This window comes from Alteromonas sp. KUL150 (assembly GCF_009811475.1).
Taxonomy (GTDB): domain Bacteria; phylum Pseudomonadota; class Gammaproteobacteria; order Enterobacterales; family Alteromonadaceae; genus Alteromonas; species Alteromonas gracilis.
In genome coordinates, this window is the sequence record NZ_BLIJ01000014.1 from 1 (window position 1) to 19,900 (window position 19,900).

General features: G+C 42.6%; 16 protein-coding genes. 8 read left to right on the forward strand and 8 right to left on the reverse strand.

The features are described 5' to 3' along the window. The 3 genes from GVO62_RS02620 to GVO62_RS02630 form a co-directional block, all read left to right on the forward strand. Nucleotides 1-2,431, forward strand: a 2,431-nt coding sequence (locus GVO62_RS02620) for an ExeM/NucH family extracellular endonuclease (protein WP_159117616.1), incomplete at its 5' end; no start/stop codon positions are given. 16 nt (nt 2,432-2,447) lie between these two features. Next, entirely contained in the window at nt 2,448-3,014 is a 567-nt protein-coding gene (locus GVO62_RS02625) for a PEP-CTERM sorting domain-containing protein (protein ID WP_159117617.1), read from the forward strand. A 118-nt stretch (nt 3,015-3,132) separates the two neighbouring features. Then, nucleotides 3,133-4,020, forward strand: coding sequence for a WYL domain-containing protein (locus GVO62_RS02630; protein ID WP_159117618.1), 888 nt, complete (start codon nt 3,133-3,135; stop codon nt 4,018-4,020). A gap of 118 nt (nt 4,021-4,138) precedes the next feature. On the opposite strand, the gene GVO62_RS02635 is transcribed toward GVO62_RS02630, so the two are convergent. After that, nucleotides 4,139-6,265 (reverse strand): response regulator, encoded by a 2,127-nt coding sequence (locus tag GVO62_RS02635; protein WP_159117619.1) that lies wholly within the window; start codon nt 6,263-6,265, stop codon nt 4,139-4,141. Between the two features lie 405 nt (nt 6,266-6,670). Here GVO62_RS02635 and GVO62_RS02640 point away from each other — a divergent pair, with 405 nt between their 5' ends. Both GVO62_RS02640 and GVO62_RS02645 read left to right on the forward strand, forming a co-directional pair. Continuing rightward, complete coding sequence (locus tag GVO62_RS02640; protein ID WP_159117620.1) at nt 6,671-8,545, forward strand: alkaline phosphatase PhoX; 1,875 nt, start codon at nt 6,671-6,673, stop codon at nt 8,543-8,545. Between the two features lie 64 nt (nt 8,546-8,609). Further along, nucleotides 8,610-10,352: a hypothetical protein gene (locus GVO62_RS02645; RefSeq protein WP_159117621.1), complete on the forward strand. Its 1,743-nt coding sequence runs from the start codon at nt 8,610-8,612 to the stop codon at nt 10,350-10,352. A gap of 34 nt (nt 10,353-10,386) precedes the next feature. Here GVO62_RS02645 and GVO62_RS02650 read toward each other — a convergent pair whose 3' ends face one another. From GVO62_RS02650 to GVO62_RS02660, 3 genes are read right to left on the reverse strand one after another with little or no spacing between them, the layout of a single operon-like run. Beyond that, on the reverse strand, nt 10,387-10,980 hold the full coding sequence (locus GVO62_RS02650) for a DUF1989 domain-containing protein (protein ID WP_159117622.1): 594 nt from the start codon (nt 10,978-10,980) through the stop codon (nt 10,387-10,389). Between the two features lie 17 nt (nt 10,981-10,997). Then, the gene (gntA, locus tag GVO62_RS02655; protein ID WP_159117623.1) at nt 10,998-11,669 is read right to left on the reverse strand and encodes a guanitoxin biosynthesis heme-dependent pre-guanitoxin N-hydroxylase GntA; all 672 of its coding nucleotides are present in this window, start codon (nt 11,667-11,669) and stop codon (nt 10,998-11,000) included. Between the two features lie 48 nt (nt 11,670-11,717). Next, nucleotides 11,718-12,698 (reverse strand): glycosyltransferase family 2 protein, encoded by a 981-nt coding sequence (locus GVO62_RS02660; RefSeq protein WP_159117624.1) that lies wholly within the window; start codon nt 12,696-12,698, stop codon nt 11,718-11,720. Between the two features lie 600 nt (nt 12,699-13,298). On the opposite strand from GVO62_RS02660, the gene GVO62_RS02665 reads away from it, so the two are divergent. Continuing rightward, nucleotides 13,299-13,847: a hypothetical protein gene (locus GVO62_RS02665; protein WP_159117625.1), complete on the forward strand. Its 549-nt coding sequence runs from the start codon at nt 13,299-13,301 to the stop codon at nt 13,845-13,847. Nucleotides 13,848-13,875: 28 nt separating this feature from the next. Here the strand turns inward: GVO62_RS02665 and GVO62_RS02670 are convergent, their stop codons facing one another. Then, on the reverse strand, nt 13,876-14,853 hold the full coding sequence (locus tag GVO62_RS02670) for an endonuclease/exonuclease/phosphatase family protein (RefSeq protein ID WP_159117626.1): 978 nt from the start codon (nt 14,851-14,853) through the stop codon (nt 13,876-13,878). Nucleotides 14,854-15,213: 360 nt separating this feature from the next. Here GVO62_RS02670 and GVO62_RS02675 point away from each other — a divergent pair, with 360 nt between their 5' ends. After that, nucleotides 15,214-15,813 (forward strand): BON domain-containing protein, encoded by a 600-nt coding sequence (locus GVO62_RS02675; RefSeq protein ID WP_159117627.1) that lies wholly within the window; start codon nt 15,214-15,216, stop codon nt 15,811-15,813. Nucleotides 15,814-16,109: 296 nt separating this feature from the next. On the opposite strand, the gene GVO62_RS02680 is transcribed toward GVO62_RS02675, so the two are convergent. Continuing rightward, nucleotides 16,110-16,310, reverse strand: coding sequence for a hypothetical protein (locus GVO62_RS02680; RefSeq protein ID WP_159117628.1), 201 nt, complete (start codon nt 16,308-16,310; stop codon nt 16,110-16,112). Nucleotides 16,311-16,908: 598 nt separating this feature from the next. On the opposite strand from GVO62_RS02680, the gene GVO62_RS02685 reads away from it, so the two are divergent. Then, complete coding sequence (locus GVO62_RS02685; protein ID WP_159117629.1) at nt 16,909-17,286, forward strand: hypothetical protein; 378 nt, start codon at nt 16,909-16,911, stop codon at nt 17,284-17,286. Between the two features lie 71 nt (nt 17,287-17,357). Here the strand turns inward: GVO62_RS02685 and GVO62_RS02690 are convergent, their stop codons facing one another. Together GVO62_RS02690 and pyk are read right to left on the reverse strand one after the other, a co-directional pair. After that, nucleotides 17,358-18,266, reverse strand: coding sequence for a 5'-methylthioadenosine/S-adenosylhomocysteine nucleosidase (locus GVO62_RS02690; protein WP_159117630.1), 909 nt, complete (start codon nt 18,264-18,266; stop codon nt 17,358-17,360). 191 nt (nt 18,267-18,457) lie between these two features. Continuing rightward, nucleotides 18,458-19,894, reverse strand: a complete 1,437-nt coding sequence (gene pyk / locus GVO62_RS02695; RefSeq protein WP_105929741.1) for a pyruvate kinase — start codon at nt 19,892-19,894, stop codon at nt 18,458-18,460. Nucleotides 19,895-19,900 lie beyond the last annotated feature (6 nt).

The following is a 19,900-nucleotide window of genomic DNA, read 5'->3' on the forward strand; positions in this document are numbered from 1 at the left end:
TAATGGGCCGTCAACCAATAGTGTTTACATCTCAGAGTATATCGAGGGTGGTAGCTTTAACAAAGCGATAGAGCTTTTTAATAGCTCGACTCAACCTGTGAGCTTGTCTGGTTATGAATTAGTTTTACTTTCAAACGGTGATACTGCCGATGCCGACCGCAAAGTGCTAGCGCTTGAAGGCGAGATTCCGGCAGGTGGTGTAGCAACAATCGCGCACGCACAAGCTGACCCATTGCTTACAGCTGGTTCTACAATCAGCAGTTTCGTAATGAACTTCAACGGCGACGATTACGTTGAATTGGTATATAACGGGCAAGTTGTAGATGCTCTGGGTACGTATGGGGTTGATACTGACTGGGGTAAAGACGTTACGCTAGTGCGTAAGAGTTCAGTGACAGGCGGAAATCCTAATCGTAACCCTGCTTTCACCACTGATGAATGGGATAGCTTTCCAAAAGATACGCTTAGTAACTTTGGCGGTCATAACGGTTCAGTAAGCGAACCAACGGACCCTACCGACCCAACTGACCCGACAGATCCTACTGACCCCATCGCTGAAGTAGTGCTTATCAGCGCGATTCAAGGTGACGGCGATGAGTCCGAAATGGTCGGTACCGACGTGATTGTTGAAGCGGTAGTAACAAAAGTAGTGCCTGCTATGAGTGGTTTCTTCGTTCAGGAAGAAGCGAATGATTCAGACGGTAATACGGCAACATCTGAAGGTGTATTTGTTTACGCAGGTTCATTTAGCCTACCTGAGGCAGGCGATGCAGTGCGTATAGCAGGTACAGTAGGTGAGCGCTTTGGTGTAACCCAAGTAGCCTTGTCAGCAGATGTAGAGGTTACTGGTACTGGTAGCAGTGTGCTTTACACACCAATCGCTATGCCGTTTAGCCCAAGTACGAATTTAGAAACCTTTGAAGGTATGCACATTAGTTTTGAGCAAACCCTTAAAGTTTCTGATATCTATAATCTTGGGCGTTATGGTCAGTTCAATGTGTCTTCAGAACGCTTGATGATTCCGACAAACCAATTTGTAGCGGGTTCAGAAGAAGCGCTGGCGTTAGCGGAAACTAATGCGCGAAACACTTTATTGGTTGAGGATGGAGCTACCTCACAGAATTTGGATGGAATCCCTTTCCCTGTTGGTGGCTTATCACATAATAACCCGCTGCGCTTAGGTGACAGTGTAGAAGCCCTTGAAGGTGTATTACATTATGCCTTTGGTGCTTACAACCTTATCCCTGTTGGTGATATCCAAACTGTACGTACTAATCCGCGGATTGCTGCACCACAGTTAAACGCTATTGGTGATGTAAAAGTTGCTAGCTTTAACGTGCTTAACTATTTCAATGGTCCAGACTTTCCAACTTCTCGCGGTGCTGACTCGGAAATTGAATTTGCTCGCCAGCAAGCGAAAACAGTATCTGCCATTGTGGCAATGAATGCAGACGTACTTGGCCTTGTTGAAATCGAAAACGATGGTTATAGCAGCGATTCTGCAATTGCGACATTAGTAGACAGCGTGAACGCTGAACTAGGCAGTGACGAGTACAGCTATGTAGCATTAGAGTCTCAATTAGGCGGAGATGAGATTGCTGTAGGTATTATTTATAAGCCAGCGGTAGTTTCACTTCAGGGTAATCCTGTGACCTCGTCTGAAGCACCGTTTGACTATGGTAATCGCCAACCTTTGCTACAAAGCTTTAGTGTGAACAGCAATGGCGAAGCGTTTACGTTAGCGATAAACCACTTTAAATCAAAAGGGAGCTGTGGCAGTGCTACAGGCAACAACGCCGACTTAGGTGACGGTCAAGGGTGTTGGAACGAACTGCGTACCCAAGCAGCACAAGGTCTAATTTCTCTTGTTGAGCAAAACAGCGACGTGTTGTCTGACCGCGTTATCGTGATGGGCGATTTAAATGCCTATGCGAAAGAAGAGCCTATTCTTGCTCTTGAAGAGGCTGGCTACAGCAATTTAGTCAACTTCTTCGATGGCGACAGCGCTTATTCCTATAGCTTCGGCGGCGAAATAGGTTACCTAGATCACGCCTTATCAAGCCCATCATTAACGGAATATGTGGTGGACGCGACGGTATGGCATATCAATGCAGATGAGCCTCGTGTATTCGACTATAACGTTGAATTTAAATCGGAAACTCAGCTTTCTAGTTACTACGGCGCTGACGCGTATCGTTCGTCAGATCACGACCCAGTAGTGGTAGTGCTTAATTTCCCAGAAGAAGTAACAGTTGGAGATTTCGATGGTGATAACGATGTAGATTACAGCGATATCATGGCCTTCTATCAACTGTTTTTGCAAGGGCAAGCCACGGGTAATAACTACGATTTTAACGGCGACGGCCAAATTAATTTCTTCGATATTCAAGCATTAATGGCGATGTGTACACGCGCTAATTGTGCAATTTAATTTTAGGAAAATAACAATGAAAAAATTCTTTTTACTATTAATGGTTGCAGCAACCTTCAACGCAAATGCAGCACTCATTTCGATTACAACAGATAAAGATACTTATAACGTTGGCGAAACGATTACAGCAACGGTGAGTGCTTCTGGTTTGTCATTAAATGGCGTTCAAACATACTTCTTCGGGTATGACATATCCGTTTTGTTTGATTCTCTGTTTGTAAGTTTAGACCCAACTACAGTTATGGACTTAGGCGCTATTGGGGTGCCACTTTTTGGTCCCTCAAATGATAGTTCAGCTAATTCAGCGTCATTAAGTAGCGCTACTTTTGGCCCTGTGGAGCTTTTTCAAGCTGGCAAAATTGAGGTAGACATTTTCTCTTTTGTTTTAGTTGCGCTAAGTAGCGGAATGGTCGACCTTTCATTTGCTAAGGCTGAATTATCAAATAACATTGGGTTTAACCTTCTCCTCGAGGCCCCCAGAGGCACTAGCTTCGAAATCGCCCAAGTACCTGCACCAGGTACCTTTGCGCTATCACTTCTGGCTTTAGGTGGTATGTTTTTCGCTCGTAAACGTGCGAAATAACAAACCTTAAATGCTAAATGTTTAAGCCCAGCCAAGTGCTGGGCTTTTTTATCTCTTTTGCTATTTACATGCGGCTTTAAATGAACCACACTGAATAAAAATACAATAAGTGCGCACCATGTTAGAAACCATTTCTTTTTCTCAACGCCAACGACTGGCGTATATCGACTTCTGCCTTTTGTTTAAAGGGGCCATTCATCGCCAAGATTTGATAAATCGATTTGAAGTAGGGCTATCAGCGGGCTCCCGCGACTTTACGCTCTACAAAGAACTAGCGCCCGATAACTTAATCTACGATCCAAGGGAAAAGCGTTACTTTCAAACAGAAAGCTTTATTCCGGTGTTCGAGCACGACGCAAAGCGCACCTTGGTAAAACTTGCCAACGACATCTCAGACGGCTTTGATGCTATTGGCGATGTGCATTTCCCTGTAGAAAGTGCGTCTTCGCTAAACGTGCCTGATATTTTTGTAGTGGCGAAAGTAGTGCAGGCTATTGTTAACAACAAGGCGATGAGTGTTATTTATACGTCGTTATCTAGCGGCAGCGGCGCGCGAGAACTGGTACCGCATAGTATTGTTGATAATGGTCAGCGGTGGCATGTTAGAGCGTTCGACAGAAAATCACAGAGCTTTAGAGACTTTGTTTTAACCCGCTTTAGCAAGGTGACAGTGAAAGCGGAACCAGAAGCACATGAATGTATCAAAAACGACAAAGAGTGGGGAAGACTTATCTCGCTCGAAATTGTGCCCCATCCTAAAAATATAAAATATCCTACCGCAATAGAGCTTGATTACGGGATGGAGGAAGGAGTGCTTACCTTAGAGGTACGTGCGGCCATGGCAGGGTACTTGTTAAGGCGTTGGAATGTTGACTGCACTAAGCACGCAAGTTTACGTACTGGTGAATATCAACTTTGGCTCAGAAACCAGCAAAGCCTTGCCAATACTGACAATCTGGCTATTGCACCGGGTTATGTTGTAGAAGAAGAACTGTACACAGTCTAGTAAAAAATTTGTGTGCGCTATGAAACCTGTGAATTAGCCATGCGCGCCGTATCAAACAGCCTCCAAGGTTGGAGTGATATAGTTAATTCGTTAGTTGTTTGGCGTTTGATAACGCTTATCATGAACCAAGGTATTTTCTGATACATAGCAGCAGCGTATCTTTGTCTAACGGCTTGGCTAAAAAGTCATCCATGCCGGCAGCCAAACATTCATCTTTGTCTTCAGCAAAGGCATTGGCGGTTAGCGCAACAATCGGAGTTTTTACCTCTAAGGTTTTACGCAATAATACAGAGGCTTCAATACCGCCCATGATTGGCATGTTACAGTCCATCAATATGAGGTCAAAGTTATGGTTTTTACAAACATTGACCGCGTCGGAGCCGTTTTTTACATGAAGAAAGTTGTACCCCTCATTTTGTAATATCGCTTTCACTATCTCGGCGTTTATTTCATTGTCTTCAGCCAATAATATTCGCTTTTTCTTGTTGATACTAAGCATGTTTTGTTGGTTAATCGGCTGCTTTTCTATTAACTTGGCTAAGTCGTTTTCCAACTCTCGCCTGTTGATAGGCTTTGCGTGAGTCTTCCAAATAAGTGCCTGTATGTCTCCTTCATCTTCTAAGCGCTCTAGCTCAGCAGATATCAGAATAATTTTTGGAAGCGATGCTGGACTCATGGTTTTCAATTGCTTAATCAGATCAGCACCGCTCATTTCTGGCATAGAAAGGTCTAAAATAATTACCTCATAACCAAGTGGGTTATCGTTTAGATAGGCGCTTGCACTTTCGTAGCAAGTTGGTTTAATCGACATTGAGGTAACAACATGTTCAAAATATTCACGGCTTGTTTGTAAATCGTCAATGATTGCACAGCGCAAATTCACATTTGTTTCTATAGCGATTTCAGGTAGGTGTGTTTCTTCAACTTTTAAATGAAACGTAAACGTACTGCCTTGACCAAGAACTGTGCGCACCTCGATATCGCCCCCCATTAGATTGGCAAGCTGCTTAGCAATGCTCAAACCTAACCCAGTGCCACCAAACTCGCGAGTTGTAGATTGGTCTGCTTGTTCAAATTTGCGAAAAATGGTTTTAAGTTTCGGTGAGGCTATACCTATACCCGTGTCAATTATATCGAACGTAAGAAGGTTGCCATCCTCTTGGCTTGCGTAGTCAACCTTAAATGTGACGGAGCCTTGCTCTGTAAACTTTATTGCATTGTTAAGTAAGTTGTGAAGGATTTGCGAAATGCGGGTAATATCGCCTTTGATTACATGAGGGAGAGAGGGATCTTTGACATATTTAAATGCTAAGCCTTTGCGTTGACAATATACCCGCTGAAGCGAGACCACATCATCTAGCACTTGGAGCAGGTCAACTGGCGCTTGTTCAATTTTAATCTTTCCCGCCTCTATTTTGGATATATCCAAAATGTCATTGATAAGTACGAGTAGCTGACGTCCAGCCGTTTTGGCCTTTTTAAGATAGATACCGCTCTTCTCTGGGTTATCAATTGCCAACTCTATCATACCAAACAGGCCGTTCATCGGGGTGCGAAGCTCGTGACTCATGCTAGAAAGAAATTCTGATTTGGCTTGATTAGCTTTTTGCGCTAACTCAGCATTATTTTCTGCTTGCTCTTTTAACGTGGTGAGTTTTTTGAATGAGCGTTTTATTTCAAGTTCCATTGGAAAAAATATACAGGCAGCTTCAACTGTCAGAAGAAAAAGTGCGGCTAGCCACAGGTACATCTCTATTGATAACACCGTTTCTACACGACTGGTTGCATCAAATTCGAACTGATTTACTACGTTATCCAGCTGCTCAAGAAGTGCTGTAAGTTGGTTAACGTCTAATAATTGGGTTGGTTTACATTCGCCGTTTTCTAAAACTTTTTCGGCCTTTGCAACATAGTCATTGACCATTCTATCGAGCTGGCCACTTTTAAAATAAGTATTGAAGGTGACAATGGGAAGCTGCTCTAACGAAATTAAATACTGGTGGTTCTGCTTGAAACGCGTTAATGACTTATTGAGGTAGCGGCGTTCATCACTGTCACCGCATATGTTTGCCGTGCCGACAAGCAGTGCAATACGCTGTGACAGCATACGCTGCTGACCCGCGATATTTATAATTTCTGCATCTTGTTGTTGGTGTTTAATAAGATCAGACAACACCAAAAAAGAAAGAGTGATAAGAGACGCCGTCAGTGCAAGAGCAATGATGTATCGAAATCGTATAGACATAGGAGCATGCGAAGCACAGTGATATTTAAAAGATAATAGATACCAAGTGGTTACGCAATGGGAATTCGAAGGCATATAGCCTTCGTTTTTTAAAGGCTCTTTTTAAATGTTGATGTCGTTCTACATGATGAAATAAATAATTCATAAACTGACTAAGTGGACTATCTTTTCTTAATTGGACATTCAAAAATCCTAAGCGCTGCGCCGCCTCCGTGTAAATTTACTTACCTTTTTCTTTTACTTTCAGGTTGTTGTGTCAAAAATCTTTCATTTTTGAGTCAATAATTTGTCACCCAAGTGTCATAAATCTTATCCACACTCTTTGCCCGCTAAGACCATTTAGCGAGGTGAGATTTTCGCTTGCCTCTAATCAATATAGAAAACAACTATAAGCAAGGAACCGTAATGAAAAGCGAAACTCTTCGTGGAATAAAGTATTCAGCGATTGCACTAGCAGTAACACTTGGAATGTCTGCCTGCTCACTAGAGGGTGATGATGGCGAAGACGGCGTTCAGGGGCCAGTGGGTGAACAAGGTCCAACAGGTGAGCAAGGCCCTTCTGGCGAACAGGGCCCTGTGGGTGAACAGGGACCAGAGGGGACAACAGCAGGTACACTTACTCGAATTGCGACTGTTCCTCTTGGCGCTGAAGTTACCGGTATTTTCTTAACTGATGAAGGCGACCTTTTCTTCAACGTACAGCATCCATCTGGCACTAACGCTGCGACTACTAGCGTAAATGATATGGCTATAAACACAGGTACTGTAGGTGTGCTAGCAGGCGCTAACTTCAATAATCTGCCAGTTACATTACCAAATTCACCTGTACCAAGCTCTGATGAAGAAAAAGAGCTGGTGGTTTCTGCTATTGGTCAATACCAAGTACTTGGTCAAACCGGTGATACTTTCGGTACTGATCTTCCTGAAGGTTTGGGCCACATCTACACACTAGATGGCGAAGAGCTTGTTCTTGAAAACGATATGCCTGACTTTAACGGCTTTATTTCAACTGCCGAAGGCGAAGGGTACCTGTTCTCAAACTGGGAAGAACTACCTGGCGGTATGAGCCGCATGAAAGTAGAAAAAGACGAGTTTGGTATGTGGGAAGTCACAGAAGCAATGATGCTTGATTTCTCTCCAGTATGGGGTACAGCAGCGAACTGCTTTGGTTCAATGTCACCTTGGGGTACGCCTCTTACGTCGGAAGAGTGGGTGGTTAACTCTGCGGTAGACACAACAACGTCTCCTAGCTGGAATAACCCAGAAGCCGTATCTACAGATGCACGCTTAGGTCGCATGTGGCAGATGACAGCACCAGATGCGCCAAACCCTTATAACTATGGCTACATTGCAGAAGTTACAGAGCCATTGGCTGATGAGCCAGTGATTGTTAAGCACTTCACGATGGGCCGTTATGAGCACGAAAATTCAACAGTAATGCCTGATGGAAAAACGGTTTATCTTTCTCAAGATGACACCGGCGGCGTGCTGTTTAAATTTGTCGCTGATACTGCAGAAGACCTATCAGCAGGTACACTTTACGGCGCAAAACTTACCCAGGATGCGGGTCAGAATGATCCTGCGACTACTGGCTTTGCGGTTGAGTGGGTTGAACTTGCTAGTGGCGACAATATGACTATTCGCGCATGGATTGATGAATACAACGGTATTGGCACCGACGGTTACGTAGATGGCCAAAGCTCTTACATCACGATGGCCGACGTTCAAGCGTGGGTGGATGGCGATACAACGTATCCAACAGTGGAAGAGGGCGGTTCAAGCGTAACCGCTGGCCAACCTATGGACGACCGCGTGGCGTTCCTAGAAAGCCGTGCAGCGGCCCGTCTTAAGGGTGCTACCGCAGAATGGAGAAAACTAGAAGGTATCTCTATTAATCAGAAGCGCGCAAAAGAAGCGGTGGAAGGGGTTGATACTATTGAAGGTGAAGTAGTAGAAAATGCTTACCTTTACATTGGCATTGCGGATATCGACAACACTATGGTTGACGGTGAAGGCGACATGCAGCTTTCTGCCCGCGTTAAAGATTGTGGTGGTGTTTATCGCGCGAAGCTCGAAGAAGGCTACAACATTTCTCGTATCGAACCTGTTGTGATGGGCGGTACGTACCGCTCAAGCCTAACAGGCGCAGAGAGTTGTGACGTAGAACAGCTTTCTCAGCCAGATAACGTAGTGGTAATGAACGACGGCCGTATTCTTATCGGTGAAGACGGTTTCCAAGAGAACAACACGCTGTGGATGTATGAGCCAGCAGATAAGTAAGTTTTCTATTTAATTTAAAATATGCCGGGTGTATTCACACTCGGCTTTTTCCGTTGTGACGAATATGAAAATACTAAAAATAACTTCAGGTGCAGGCATTCTGCTTTCACTACTTGTCAGTGCAGGGTGCACTGAAAGCACAAGTGATGATTTAAACAATCAATCAAATACCGGCATGAGCACAAGTACTCACTCTGCCATCGGGAAAAGGCCTTCATCAGAGCAGACAAACGCCGACAATGTGCACTCTTACCCTTATCAAGAAGGGGACGATATTCCTGCTCTGGCATATATTGAGCATAATGAAGTGTACAACCCTGAATCGGTTATTCCTCCCCAGTGTTACACCAAAACTGAAGGGGTTAACAACCCGTGTTATGCATGTCATCAAAGTTACGATGCAATGGAAAAGCGCCCTAACCAAATGGGTGATGGTACCTTACAGGGCAATTATGAATTTTCCGATGTTGGGTTAACAAATAGCTGGAAGAATCTGTTTATAGACCGTACTTCGCTTATAGCGGGTATTGACGATGCCACCATTCAAAAATATATAGCGCAAGATAACTACGCCGCATCGCTTAAAACAGACGCAATACCAGATTATATGCGAATAGAGGATTTAAGCGCAGCTGACGAAGCGTTTGATGGCGACGGTTTCGCTAAAGATAACAGCGGATGGGTGTCTTACAACTATAAGCCTTTCCCCAGCACCTTCTGGCCGACTAACGGATCGACTGGTGACGCCATGATCAGGCTTCCTGAAAGCTTTCAAACACTGAATGGCGAATACAATAAGGCCATTTATACATTGAACTTAAGCCTGGTTGAAATGGCAGTCAAAGAGCTAGACACACTAACCGTGGCAACGGTCGATGAATTAGCGCTGAACCTTGATATAAACCAAGACGGTAAGCTTACAAAATCAGTGACTGAAATAGCGCGTTCGTCGCATTATGTTGGCGATGCGAGTGCAATTCCGCTTGCCCATATGCTGTATCCTGAAGGTACCGAATTCTTGCATACGGTACGCTACATTGGCGTGGATGAAGATGGAAATATTTACAATGCGCCGCGTATGAAAGAGGTGCGCTACATGAAAAAACACATGTTCAGAAGCCGCGAAAGCTTAGCCTCTGCCTATTATGCCGAGGCAAAAGATAAACACTTTGAGAAACTGCCTCAAACTCGCTACCTAGGTGAAAAAGGGATAGATAATGGCTTTGGGTGGACGATTAACGGCTTCATCGAAGATGAGCAGGGCGAACTGCGTGCGCAACACGATCAAGAACTAGCATTTTGTAATGGCTGTCATAAAACAGTGGGGTCAACGTTCGATCAAACATTCTCATTCGCCCGTAAAGTACCTGGCAAGGCAGGGTGGGGCTATATTGATTTGCGTGCAATCGAAGATGTACCAAACATTAACGAAGAAACGGGTGAATACTTGACCTATATGGAGCGTGTAGGCGGCGGCGACGAGTTTCGTCAAAACGGCGAAATGCTGGCGAAATGGTTCGACGAAAAAGGCATGGTTAAAACGCAAGATCTGCAGCGCACTAAATCGGTTTACGACATCATCACGCCTTCGCCAGAGCGCGCTTATGCGCTAAACAAAGCGTATTTGACCATAGTTAAAGAACAAAGTTATCTTTTTGGTCGCGATGCGACACTGACAGAGGCAACCAATGTGTTGAGTACTATTGATGCAGCGCAACCGCCGCTAAAGCCTGAACATCGCTTTAAGTGGGACATGCGGCTTGATTGGCAACAAGAAAAACCGAGCGCTATTGCAGCGGCACAATAACGCTCGCCTCATTTGCTAAAATAATGCTCGCGAATTACAACGGGTTCGCGGGCATTATCTCAAATTGAATTGGCTTATATTGAAAATTGTTAGATTCACCGGCAGAACATGCAGTTAAACCTACAATCATATCCATTTTAGCTTCAAATATCGTGTAGTCGCCGGCTTTTGACTTCGGCGGCAAAACAGCAATTTTACCCGTACTGTCTACCTCAACATTCATAAATGTATTGAAGGTTGTGCATACGTTATGCTCTGGAATATCAAACTCAGCGAAAGCGGCAACTAAGTTACCGTGACAACCTGGTACCGGCTCTTCATTGGGGTAGAAGTGTTTGAAGGTATCTACGCTACAAGGCGTTAGTAAAAAATCATGATCCTCTACCTTATCGTCGATAATTTCAAACATGACGTTACTTTGATTAGAATAAAGCAGGCTGCCTTTTTTAAATTTAAGGCTTTCGTTGTAATCTAAACTCCTCCCCGAGGAAATGAACTCATCCTTATCATGCTCATTGAACGCGTAAAGGTCGGCCACTTGTTCCCCTTCAGGGTCAATGACTTTAAGGCGTTCACCTTTCTTGATAGTAAATGCAGTACCGCTTCTTGGCTGTATAGTTTGTCTCATACTGTGCCTTTTATATCTTATGAGTTAGTTTTTACTTGTTTAAAGGGGCATTCCCAGCTTTTTGAATGCTTTTTACCACTGTATTGATAAACTTCAGAACTTTCACCATGGTTAGCTAGCAATGGATTTTTACTGCCGCAGTAGGCGGCGTCACGCTTCCTGATATGATCTCTAAATGCTTCAAACTTCTGTTGTTTACGAAGCAGCTCAAACTGTTCGTGTAAATTAAACACGATTGCGGGATGAGAAAAACGTCGGCTCTTTCTAGAGGCATTTGGGTGCAACCCAATTACGAAAAAGCCCTTCCCGCCAAGACTTAAACTGAATTGAGCACTGTGCGGATCGCTTGATACTTTGCTATCCCAACTTTTTAAGCATGCGTCTACTTCATGAAGACGTTGAAGCTTTTCCCAGAGTACTTTATCAAACTCAGTTTCGGTAATGGTGTCGGGCTGTTCAAATGTAACCACAAGAGAGGAATACATATCACGCTTCAGCATAAATGCTTCTACGAACTTGTGAATTGAAGCCAAGATATCAGGTTCATTACTTTCGCAGTAGATATCGTCAAATTGCAGAACGTGTATTTGCTTCTTAGTTAGCGCCGATTTAGCACCTACACAGGGGAAGTCCCCTTCCCCTATAAATGATAAAAAACGATGTGTTAGATCGGGTTTTATTAAAGACATTCCATATCTCCCTAAATTAAACATTACCGCTCATTTCTTATAAAGAAATTAAGCCGTGCTGCTTAAATGCTCTTGGCTTTTAGCTGGCGAATGAAAAGACGTGAATTCAAATCCGGCAGTCGACGGGGTAGGGGTTGAGGCGCTCGTATCCGTGTTGCTCGGGTCATCTTCCTGCTTGGGCAACTGAATAACCTTTAATCCATTTTCTTCGTAGTTTAAATCGATAAAGCCTTTCTCCGCATAAGCGGTGAGTACTTCAGTGCAAGGGTAGAAGCCCCATTTAGCGTGGAAGCGCTGAGCATTATGAACAAAATCTAATAAGTGATTGACGGGGCACTGGTAATTAGGGCGCTGTGGCGCAAAAGTGCGGGTAGGTAACTGCTCTAATGAATAGCCTAATGCTCTGCAGTTGGTAAAAAAGTCTTCGTCATTTAGTCCGAAACCCGCGTAGCCTTCATCGAAGCCGCCGGTTTTCTGAAAGTCTGCCTTACGAATAAAAAACACTGTAGAACAAACACTATCGTCACTAAACTTTCCATGATTAATTTCCTGATCTCTTGAGGGTATTTCGTTGTTATCTTCTTTGGGTAGCGTGTCGTCATTACTCGCTAAATAACCAATCTGTTGCTCGCACTTTGAAATGTCCGAATACGGTTTCTCACATCGCTCACTAGGCAAGAAAACAACGGAAGTAAAAATTACCGCGTTGTCTTTCAGTGCAAGTAAGCCATCTTTAAACAGTGATGGGGACACCACCGCATCAACATTTAAGTAAGCAAGGTTTGCGTGTTTCGCGGCTTGCATTCCTTTGTTTCTCGCCTTCGCGATAGGAAGTTCGCCTTGGGTCGTAAACTTGTGCACGATGTCGAATTTGTCGCTTTTTATCAGAGAAAGACCTGATGGTGGTGCCATCCATACGATGACAAGCTCGTCTGGTGTTGGAGAGCATTGCTCGAGTTGATCGATAAGGTGAATCAATTTCTCAGTTCTATTTTTAACAATAGTTACTGCACTTATTGGTGAACGCATACTCAACCTCCTTTGCCTAGCCCTATAATGCTTAACGCTTGCGACGGTGCACCTTGCACGTTGTATTTGTGTGAAAGCAAAGAACGTTCCTTTTCTTTAAGGTTTTGAATTTGATGGGGTATTTTTGTTTTTGGTGCCTTGCTAAGCACCAAGTTTTACGGGAGATAACGAAAGAGGTGCCCGATAAAGGAAAATTTTACATACCTATTGTATTCAGTGTTCTTTATTCTTAGCGCTTTTTTAGAACCATAAAAGTGTTAACTGAATGCCGTTAAAAATAGGAAAAACATCAAAGGAAATTAATCGAAATGTTAGACACAATTTGATGAAGAGGATTTCTTGCCTTTTTGGTCTTATTTAAGTGTACTTTAAGCGTGCAATTGCTTTGCCCTGGCAACTAATTTTGTTATGCTTATTAGCATGATTTTAAACATGAAATTAAAGATATCAGATATCTATTCTGTTATCGATAAACTCTTTTTCTGACGAAAAGTTTGATTTTCTCTCGCAATACTTTTCTATTCAGAGAGTAGGTAAATCTTCAGTCTTACTTGTAACGTATTAATTTTTATTTCTCTTATTCTTCTGGTGGAAAAGACTGTGGAATCACAATCGTCTGTATTTATTAAAAGCTATGATAAGCAATCACTGAAATCAGTGGATGTGATATCTGGAATTTCCCCTAACGCTATGCGAAGGGTGTTTGGTGGATGGATATTTTTCGCCGCAGTCGTAGGCGTTATTATCAGTGTTGCACCGGACTTAAGCACACAATTTATTGGTCTAACACTTTTTGTTTTATTCGCGTTTACGCTGATTATGTTTGGTCAAAGTCGAATCTCAGAGGGCTGGCCGGCGATAATCTGCGATAACGACATTATCGGTGTGGTACGCGACCCAGTAAAACGAGAGTATATATGTGTTAATTCATCACTAGTCAAAGCCGCTAACCCTACGCTAATTAAACCAAACAAAAAAGCGGTAGAGATTGTGTTGAACCGTGAGAATTTGTCCGAAGAGGAGCAAAGCGTGCTTAACCAAGCAGTTTGGCCTAGAGATGGGGCGCTTATTGGTTTAGCACACTTTAAAAAGCGAGAAGACGCGTGCGAAAGTCTAATGTGGTGTGTAAAGCACAGAAGCTCTCGTTAAACAGCCCGGACTACGCTCTCGAGCTTGTTTAATCGTCGATAAACGCTAGTTCAGTATACAAAGGGTAGTGGTCTGAACCTATACTCTCTAGCTTTTCTATGTGAACCAACGCAAAATGCTTAGAATGGAATACGTGATCTAGTGGCCATTTTACTAACGGGTATTTTGCGTGAAACGTGTTATAAAAGCCTCGACCTTCTCGTGGATCTAGCAATCCGCTTATCTTTTTAAATTTTCGTGTTGTCGGCGACCACGCCACATCGTTGAGGTCGCCTGCCACAATAATCGGCCCGTTTGTATTCGATATCTCCTTTCCAACAATAGCTAATTCGACATCACGAGGTTTTGCATACGTGTTTTCTGTTGGGCTAGGGGGCTTAGGATGAAGAAAGTAGAGGAGAGTGTCTTGCCCTTCTAAATTTATCTTTACCTTCATGGAAGGAACATCATCTTCAATCAGGAAATTAAGCGTAGCCTCTTCAAACGGTATTTTGCTATACAAGTGCATACCGTAAAGGTTTTCAAGCGCACAGAACTTCCGGTAAGGGTACTCCGATTCGATTTCACTAATTCCCTTTTGCCACTTTTCATTCGACTCTAATGTTACTAAGAAGTCCGGTTTCTTATTTCTGACGTGCGCTATAAGTTTTCTAAAGTCGTTGTTAGGCATATAGACGTTACTTGAAAGCACACTTACCGTGCTCGCTGCCTGCGATTTTTCTATTCTTTTGACATCTTTTTTATAAAAGGGTGTGTAAGGGAGTATCCAAACAAGTTGGTAGAGCAGAGTTATCCCTAGTCCTGTAATTACCAGCGAGTTAATAACTAACCAATGATTATCAGAAGTCCAATTTAATGCGTGACAAAGAAGAAGAATGACAATAATTACAGATATTTGCAGGCGAGGGAATTCCCAAACTCGAACCACCCAATGAGAAGAGGGTAAAAGAGGAACAAAGCTGACTACAATAAAGAGTATTGATGCAGCAAAAAGTGCAATATCCATTGGCTTAGCATCCTTGATATTAAAAATTTGAAATGCTGTTTCCTATCAAGTTTTTGAAAGGTACCTAGCAATAAGAAGATTTCTCTATTATCTACGCTTAAATTGTTAAATCAGTTTAATCTTTACTCATTTCAATACGGATGAAACTCAATTCACATTTATTGATTATTCTTCGATAGCTATGTCGGAGAACTCACATTTAAAGCAACAGGTAAAAAATTCTCGTTTCACAGCAAAGATTTCAAATTCTTGAACCATTAAATACGAATATTTCTATGATATTCATTCAAAAACAATGGGTTGCGTTGTTGGCAAGGTTCTAGCTTACTTCATTGTGAGTTTCGACAAAGGAGAAATGTTATGAAACGTTCACTAATTTCTATGATTGTTGCTACAACGTTGACCACTGCAGCTTATGCAGGAGATATGGACACTGACAACAAGTGGGAAAAGGGCGCCAAAGACGCATGGATTGATGGCAAAGCTGAAGCTACGCTGTTGTTCAATGGCAACCTAGATTCATTCGATATCAATACCGATGTGAAAAATGGCAATGTAGTGCTAACAGGTAAGGTTGAAAATTCTGTCGATAAAAAGCTAGCGGAAGAGCTGGTAGCAAACATTGACGGTGTAACCTCTGTAGACAACAAGTTGACCATTGTTTCTGACAAAGACATGGACGGCGACATGTCTGATGATATGGAAGATACGGTAGATGAAGGTACAAGCGAACTTACTGACGCTAAAATCGCTACTGTAATCAAGACCCGTCTTCTAATGGACACTGATATTTCTGGTTTCAACATTGATGTTGACGTTGAAAATGGCGTGGTAATGCTGTCGGGCGACGTTGATTCTGATGCAGAGCGCGATTTAGCGGTTGAAATCGCAAAAAATGCATCTGATGTTAAAAATGTGAAAAGCGACCTTCGTGTAGTGACTAAAACTGCAATGAACTAAACGCATTTCATGTAGATAAGTTTGAAAAGGGGCATTCGCCCCTTTTTCTTTTTAAATGTTAACCAAATATATAATTATCGAAGTCAATGCTTCTATTCTTCGTTAAGGAGAATTGCTTAGCTATTTTCAGATTTGATCTCTTTGCAAGATTCAGTGCAATCATCAAAAACAAAATAGAATTCATAGATAGTGATATCAGTTCCATATTGCTTACTTTCTACAATACGCTTTATGTTCGCGTTCTTGTTCTGATCCCAAAATAGGCGTAAGCACCGCAGAAGCCAAAACTACCATATTCAAATCACGCTAAATTTCAACAATTTTCCGTTCGCTTCAATCAAAATGCTTAAATCAAACTTTTCAGCTGAAATTACTCCAGCATTAGCAAGACTCGAAGCGAGAATTAATGTAAGAGACATTAAAACGGGCTTCATCCATGGGATAACAGAAACGTCACATAACCAGAAGGCAGTAGGCATTGTCTTTATTTTAGACATTTAAACCTCTTGGTAGACAATTGCTTACCGATGCATCTCATACTTAAATCAATATTATTGGTAAGTCCGGTTAAGGGGGTGAAATTGCGTTTTGTAATGCCAATTTAAAATCAATTGACAAAAGTTATGAAGTCTTTAAGTAGATTGCCTTAGAGAGGGAAGGGTGATTATGTGATTGTTGTTTTCACTACTGATTTAATTGTCTTTTAATACTTATGTCTATTTTCACGACAATATTTAGCGCGAAAAATGAACTTTTTGGTAATACCAAACATTCACTGAACACTATATTCTTCATCCACTGTTTATTTAAGGCCGTTTTTATAAATTTTGTTTGGATAGGCTTTGATTAAACCCGAAGGAAAGACACGGAAAATTTCTCTTAAAGTGTGTAGAAAATTCTTTCAATACATTTTGCAGTAGTAGTCTTGTTTCATATCTTCCTGAAATACAAAGAAATATATTGTGGTATAGAAGCTGCAATTACAAATTACACATAGTAATTAAAATTAGCGCATTGTTTGGCTTACCTTAACTTTTTAGCGCTAAGTTTATTAATCAGATTATGAGCAGTTCACAGTTGATCAAGGAGTGAAGCATGAACATTTTAAAGTGGGTTTATTCAGCTATAGTTGTTTCAGTTGTAATAGCATTAATCGGTCTGTTCGGGCAGGGCAAGCTTTCAATTAGCCAAGCAACGGCCGATGACGCTGAACGCACTGTTCATGCAGATATCGTCAAAGTTGAACAGACATTATCACTTGTAGAGTTTGATTTATCCAAAAAGGCGCATCTGCTTAGAAAAACACGCTTAGATTTTTATGTTAAGCAGGCAAAACAAGCTGATTTAAGAGGCTGGAAGTTTAAACGTGACGAGTTTGTTGAGCGCGCTGAGAACATCATTAGCCACCATCTTACACAATATGCGAACGATATAGCTCAAGAGACAGAGACCTACACTGCACAGGCAATCTAGCCGAAACTGCTTTAATGAAAACGCCCTTTACGCTTTGAGAAAGTAAAGGGCGTTTTTGGTTCTATGTAAATCTATCCGTCGATATTTGAAATGTAGGCTTTAATCACTTTTGCGACAAATGCTTGGCAATCCTCGGCTGTTGTAGGATCATATTCACCGTGATTAGTGATATTATTTGATAAAACGCGAATACCCAAAAACGGGATATGGTAGGCGTGAGCAATTTGGGCTGCCGAAGCTGTTTCCATTTCTTCCACGCTAGTACCTAGGTTCCTATTAAGCCATGCAATTCTATCTAGTTCATTGTTCCAAAAGTTACCGCTGCCGATTGTTCCTTTTACTACACTACCTCGTTCATATTGGTTAGCTAGCGATGAAGCCAGCGCGATTAATTGCTTATCGCCTAAATAAAACCGCAATTTTTCAGCATCCTTTGCACTACTTCCTTCTCCTGCACTCCCTTCAGATGCCATAATATCCATGGGGATCCAATTGAGAGGATTACTGCCTTCTCCTTGCACTAGCCTTGGCGTTTTAAAGCTTGATGCGTTTACACTGCGCTCGCCCAAAACGATGTCTCCGACTTTCAAAGATGGGTCATGTCCTCCAGATGTGCCCTGATTGATAATGAGGCGAGGATGGTATCGCTCTATACCAATAGCTGTTGCTGCCGCAGTGTTCTCTAAACCTTTACCAGTTTTAGCAACTACAATGGGGTAGCCGTCTAGCGTACCTTTGTAGAACACAGCATTACCTGCATATTCGATGGTCACATTGCTCAAGAGTGCAGTAAAATATTGAGCTTCTATGGGCATAGGGCCTTGAATCATTATTGGCTGTAACGGAGCACTTGGTGAGCTAACTTCAACGCTTTTCATATTATGCGTGGTAGGGGATGTAGCCCATGCACAATGACCAATAACGGTAAGAAAGGCTATTGTGAATAACCTAAAGGCATGGTGTTTATGGATATAGTACATACTGATCCTTGTTTTTATCGTTCTTGTCCTGAGAAATTTATAACGAAGAAACGTTTGGCATATTAGGTGAAGTTAATTGTTCCAATAACTTTCACACCGCTTTTTTATTATGTGTTTGGTTTGATATTACTATTTAAATTTCAGGCAAAAAAAAGCGAAGCATCTGCTTCGCTTTAATATAATAAATATGGTTATTCAACTTCCACAATTTTTAACGTGTTAGTTGCGCCTACTTTTTCCATTTCATCGCCATAAGTAAGGATGATGCTGTCGCCACTTTTTACTAAACCTTTTTCTTTTAGTGAAGCAATAACATCATACTTTAATCTACCAGGCTCGCTGTTAGATGAGTCAAAATAAACTGGCTTAACACCCCGACACAGCGCCATCGTGTTAAGCGTTGATTCGTGACGAGACATCGCAATAATTGGAAGTGACGTTGTGATGCGTGACATTAACGTTGGCGTAGTACCGCTTTCAGTTAAGCCCACAATTGCTTTAACGCTTGGAAGGTGATTTGCCGCATATACTGCAGATAGTGCAATTGACTCGCTCGTTGATGAGAATTGCTGGTCCATACGGTGCTTAGAAATTTTAACGCTTGGGTGGGTTTCTGCGCCTTCACAAACGCGGGCCATTGCTGCCACCGTCTCGATAGGAAAGTTACCTGCCGCTGTTTCAGCTGAAAGCATAACCGCGTCGGTGCCGTCTAAAACAGCGTTTGCAACGTCCATAACCTCTGCACGCGTTGGCATTGGGCTGTCAATCATCGACTCCATCATTTGCGTTGCGGTAATTACCACTTTGTTAAGCTGGCGAGAACGGGCGATTAACTTCTTCTGTACACCAACAAGTTCGGCATCACCAATTTCAACGCCTAAATCACCACGAGCTACCATAACGGCATCTGACGCAGAGATAATGTCATCCATAGCTTCGTCAGAAGCTACGGTTTCTGCGCGTTCAACCTTTGCACAAATTTTGGCATAACAACCTGCTGCTTCGGCAAGTTCTCTTGCGTAATTTAGGTCTGCACCACTTCTAGGGAACGACACCGCGAGGTAATCAACACCGATTTCCGCCGCAGTTTTAATGTCTTCTTTATCTTTGTCGGTAAGTGCATCGGCAGAAAGTCCACCACCTTGACGGTTAATGCCTTTGTTGTTTGAAAGTTTACCACCTACCGTAACTTCAGTGATAACTTTACGCCCTTCAACACCAGTAACTCTCAGTTGAATACGGCCATCATCAAGCAGAAGAATGTCACCAGCTGAAACGTCATCAGGTAGCGCTTTATAGTCTATTCCTACTTGATTAACATCACCTTCATCGCGACCAAGCTCGGCATCAAGGATAAACTTTGCGCCTACTTCTAAGCGAACTGGACCCTCGGCAAAGCGTGCTACGCGTATTTTAGGGCCTTGTAAGTCACCCAATATCGCTACGTATTTACCAAGATTTTTAGCTGCCTCACGAACGCGCTTCGCACGTTCTATATGGTCTTCAGCTTGCCCGTGAGAGAAATTCATGCGCACTGTGTTTGCGCCCGCAGCAATTAATGCCTGAATTTGTTCAAGAGAGTCGGTTGAAGGTCCAAGGGTGGCAAGAATTTTCGTTCTTCTGGTCATGTGATT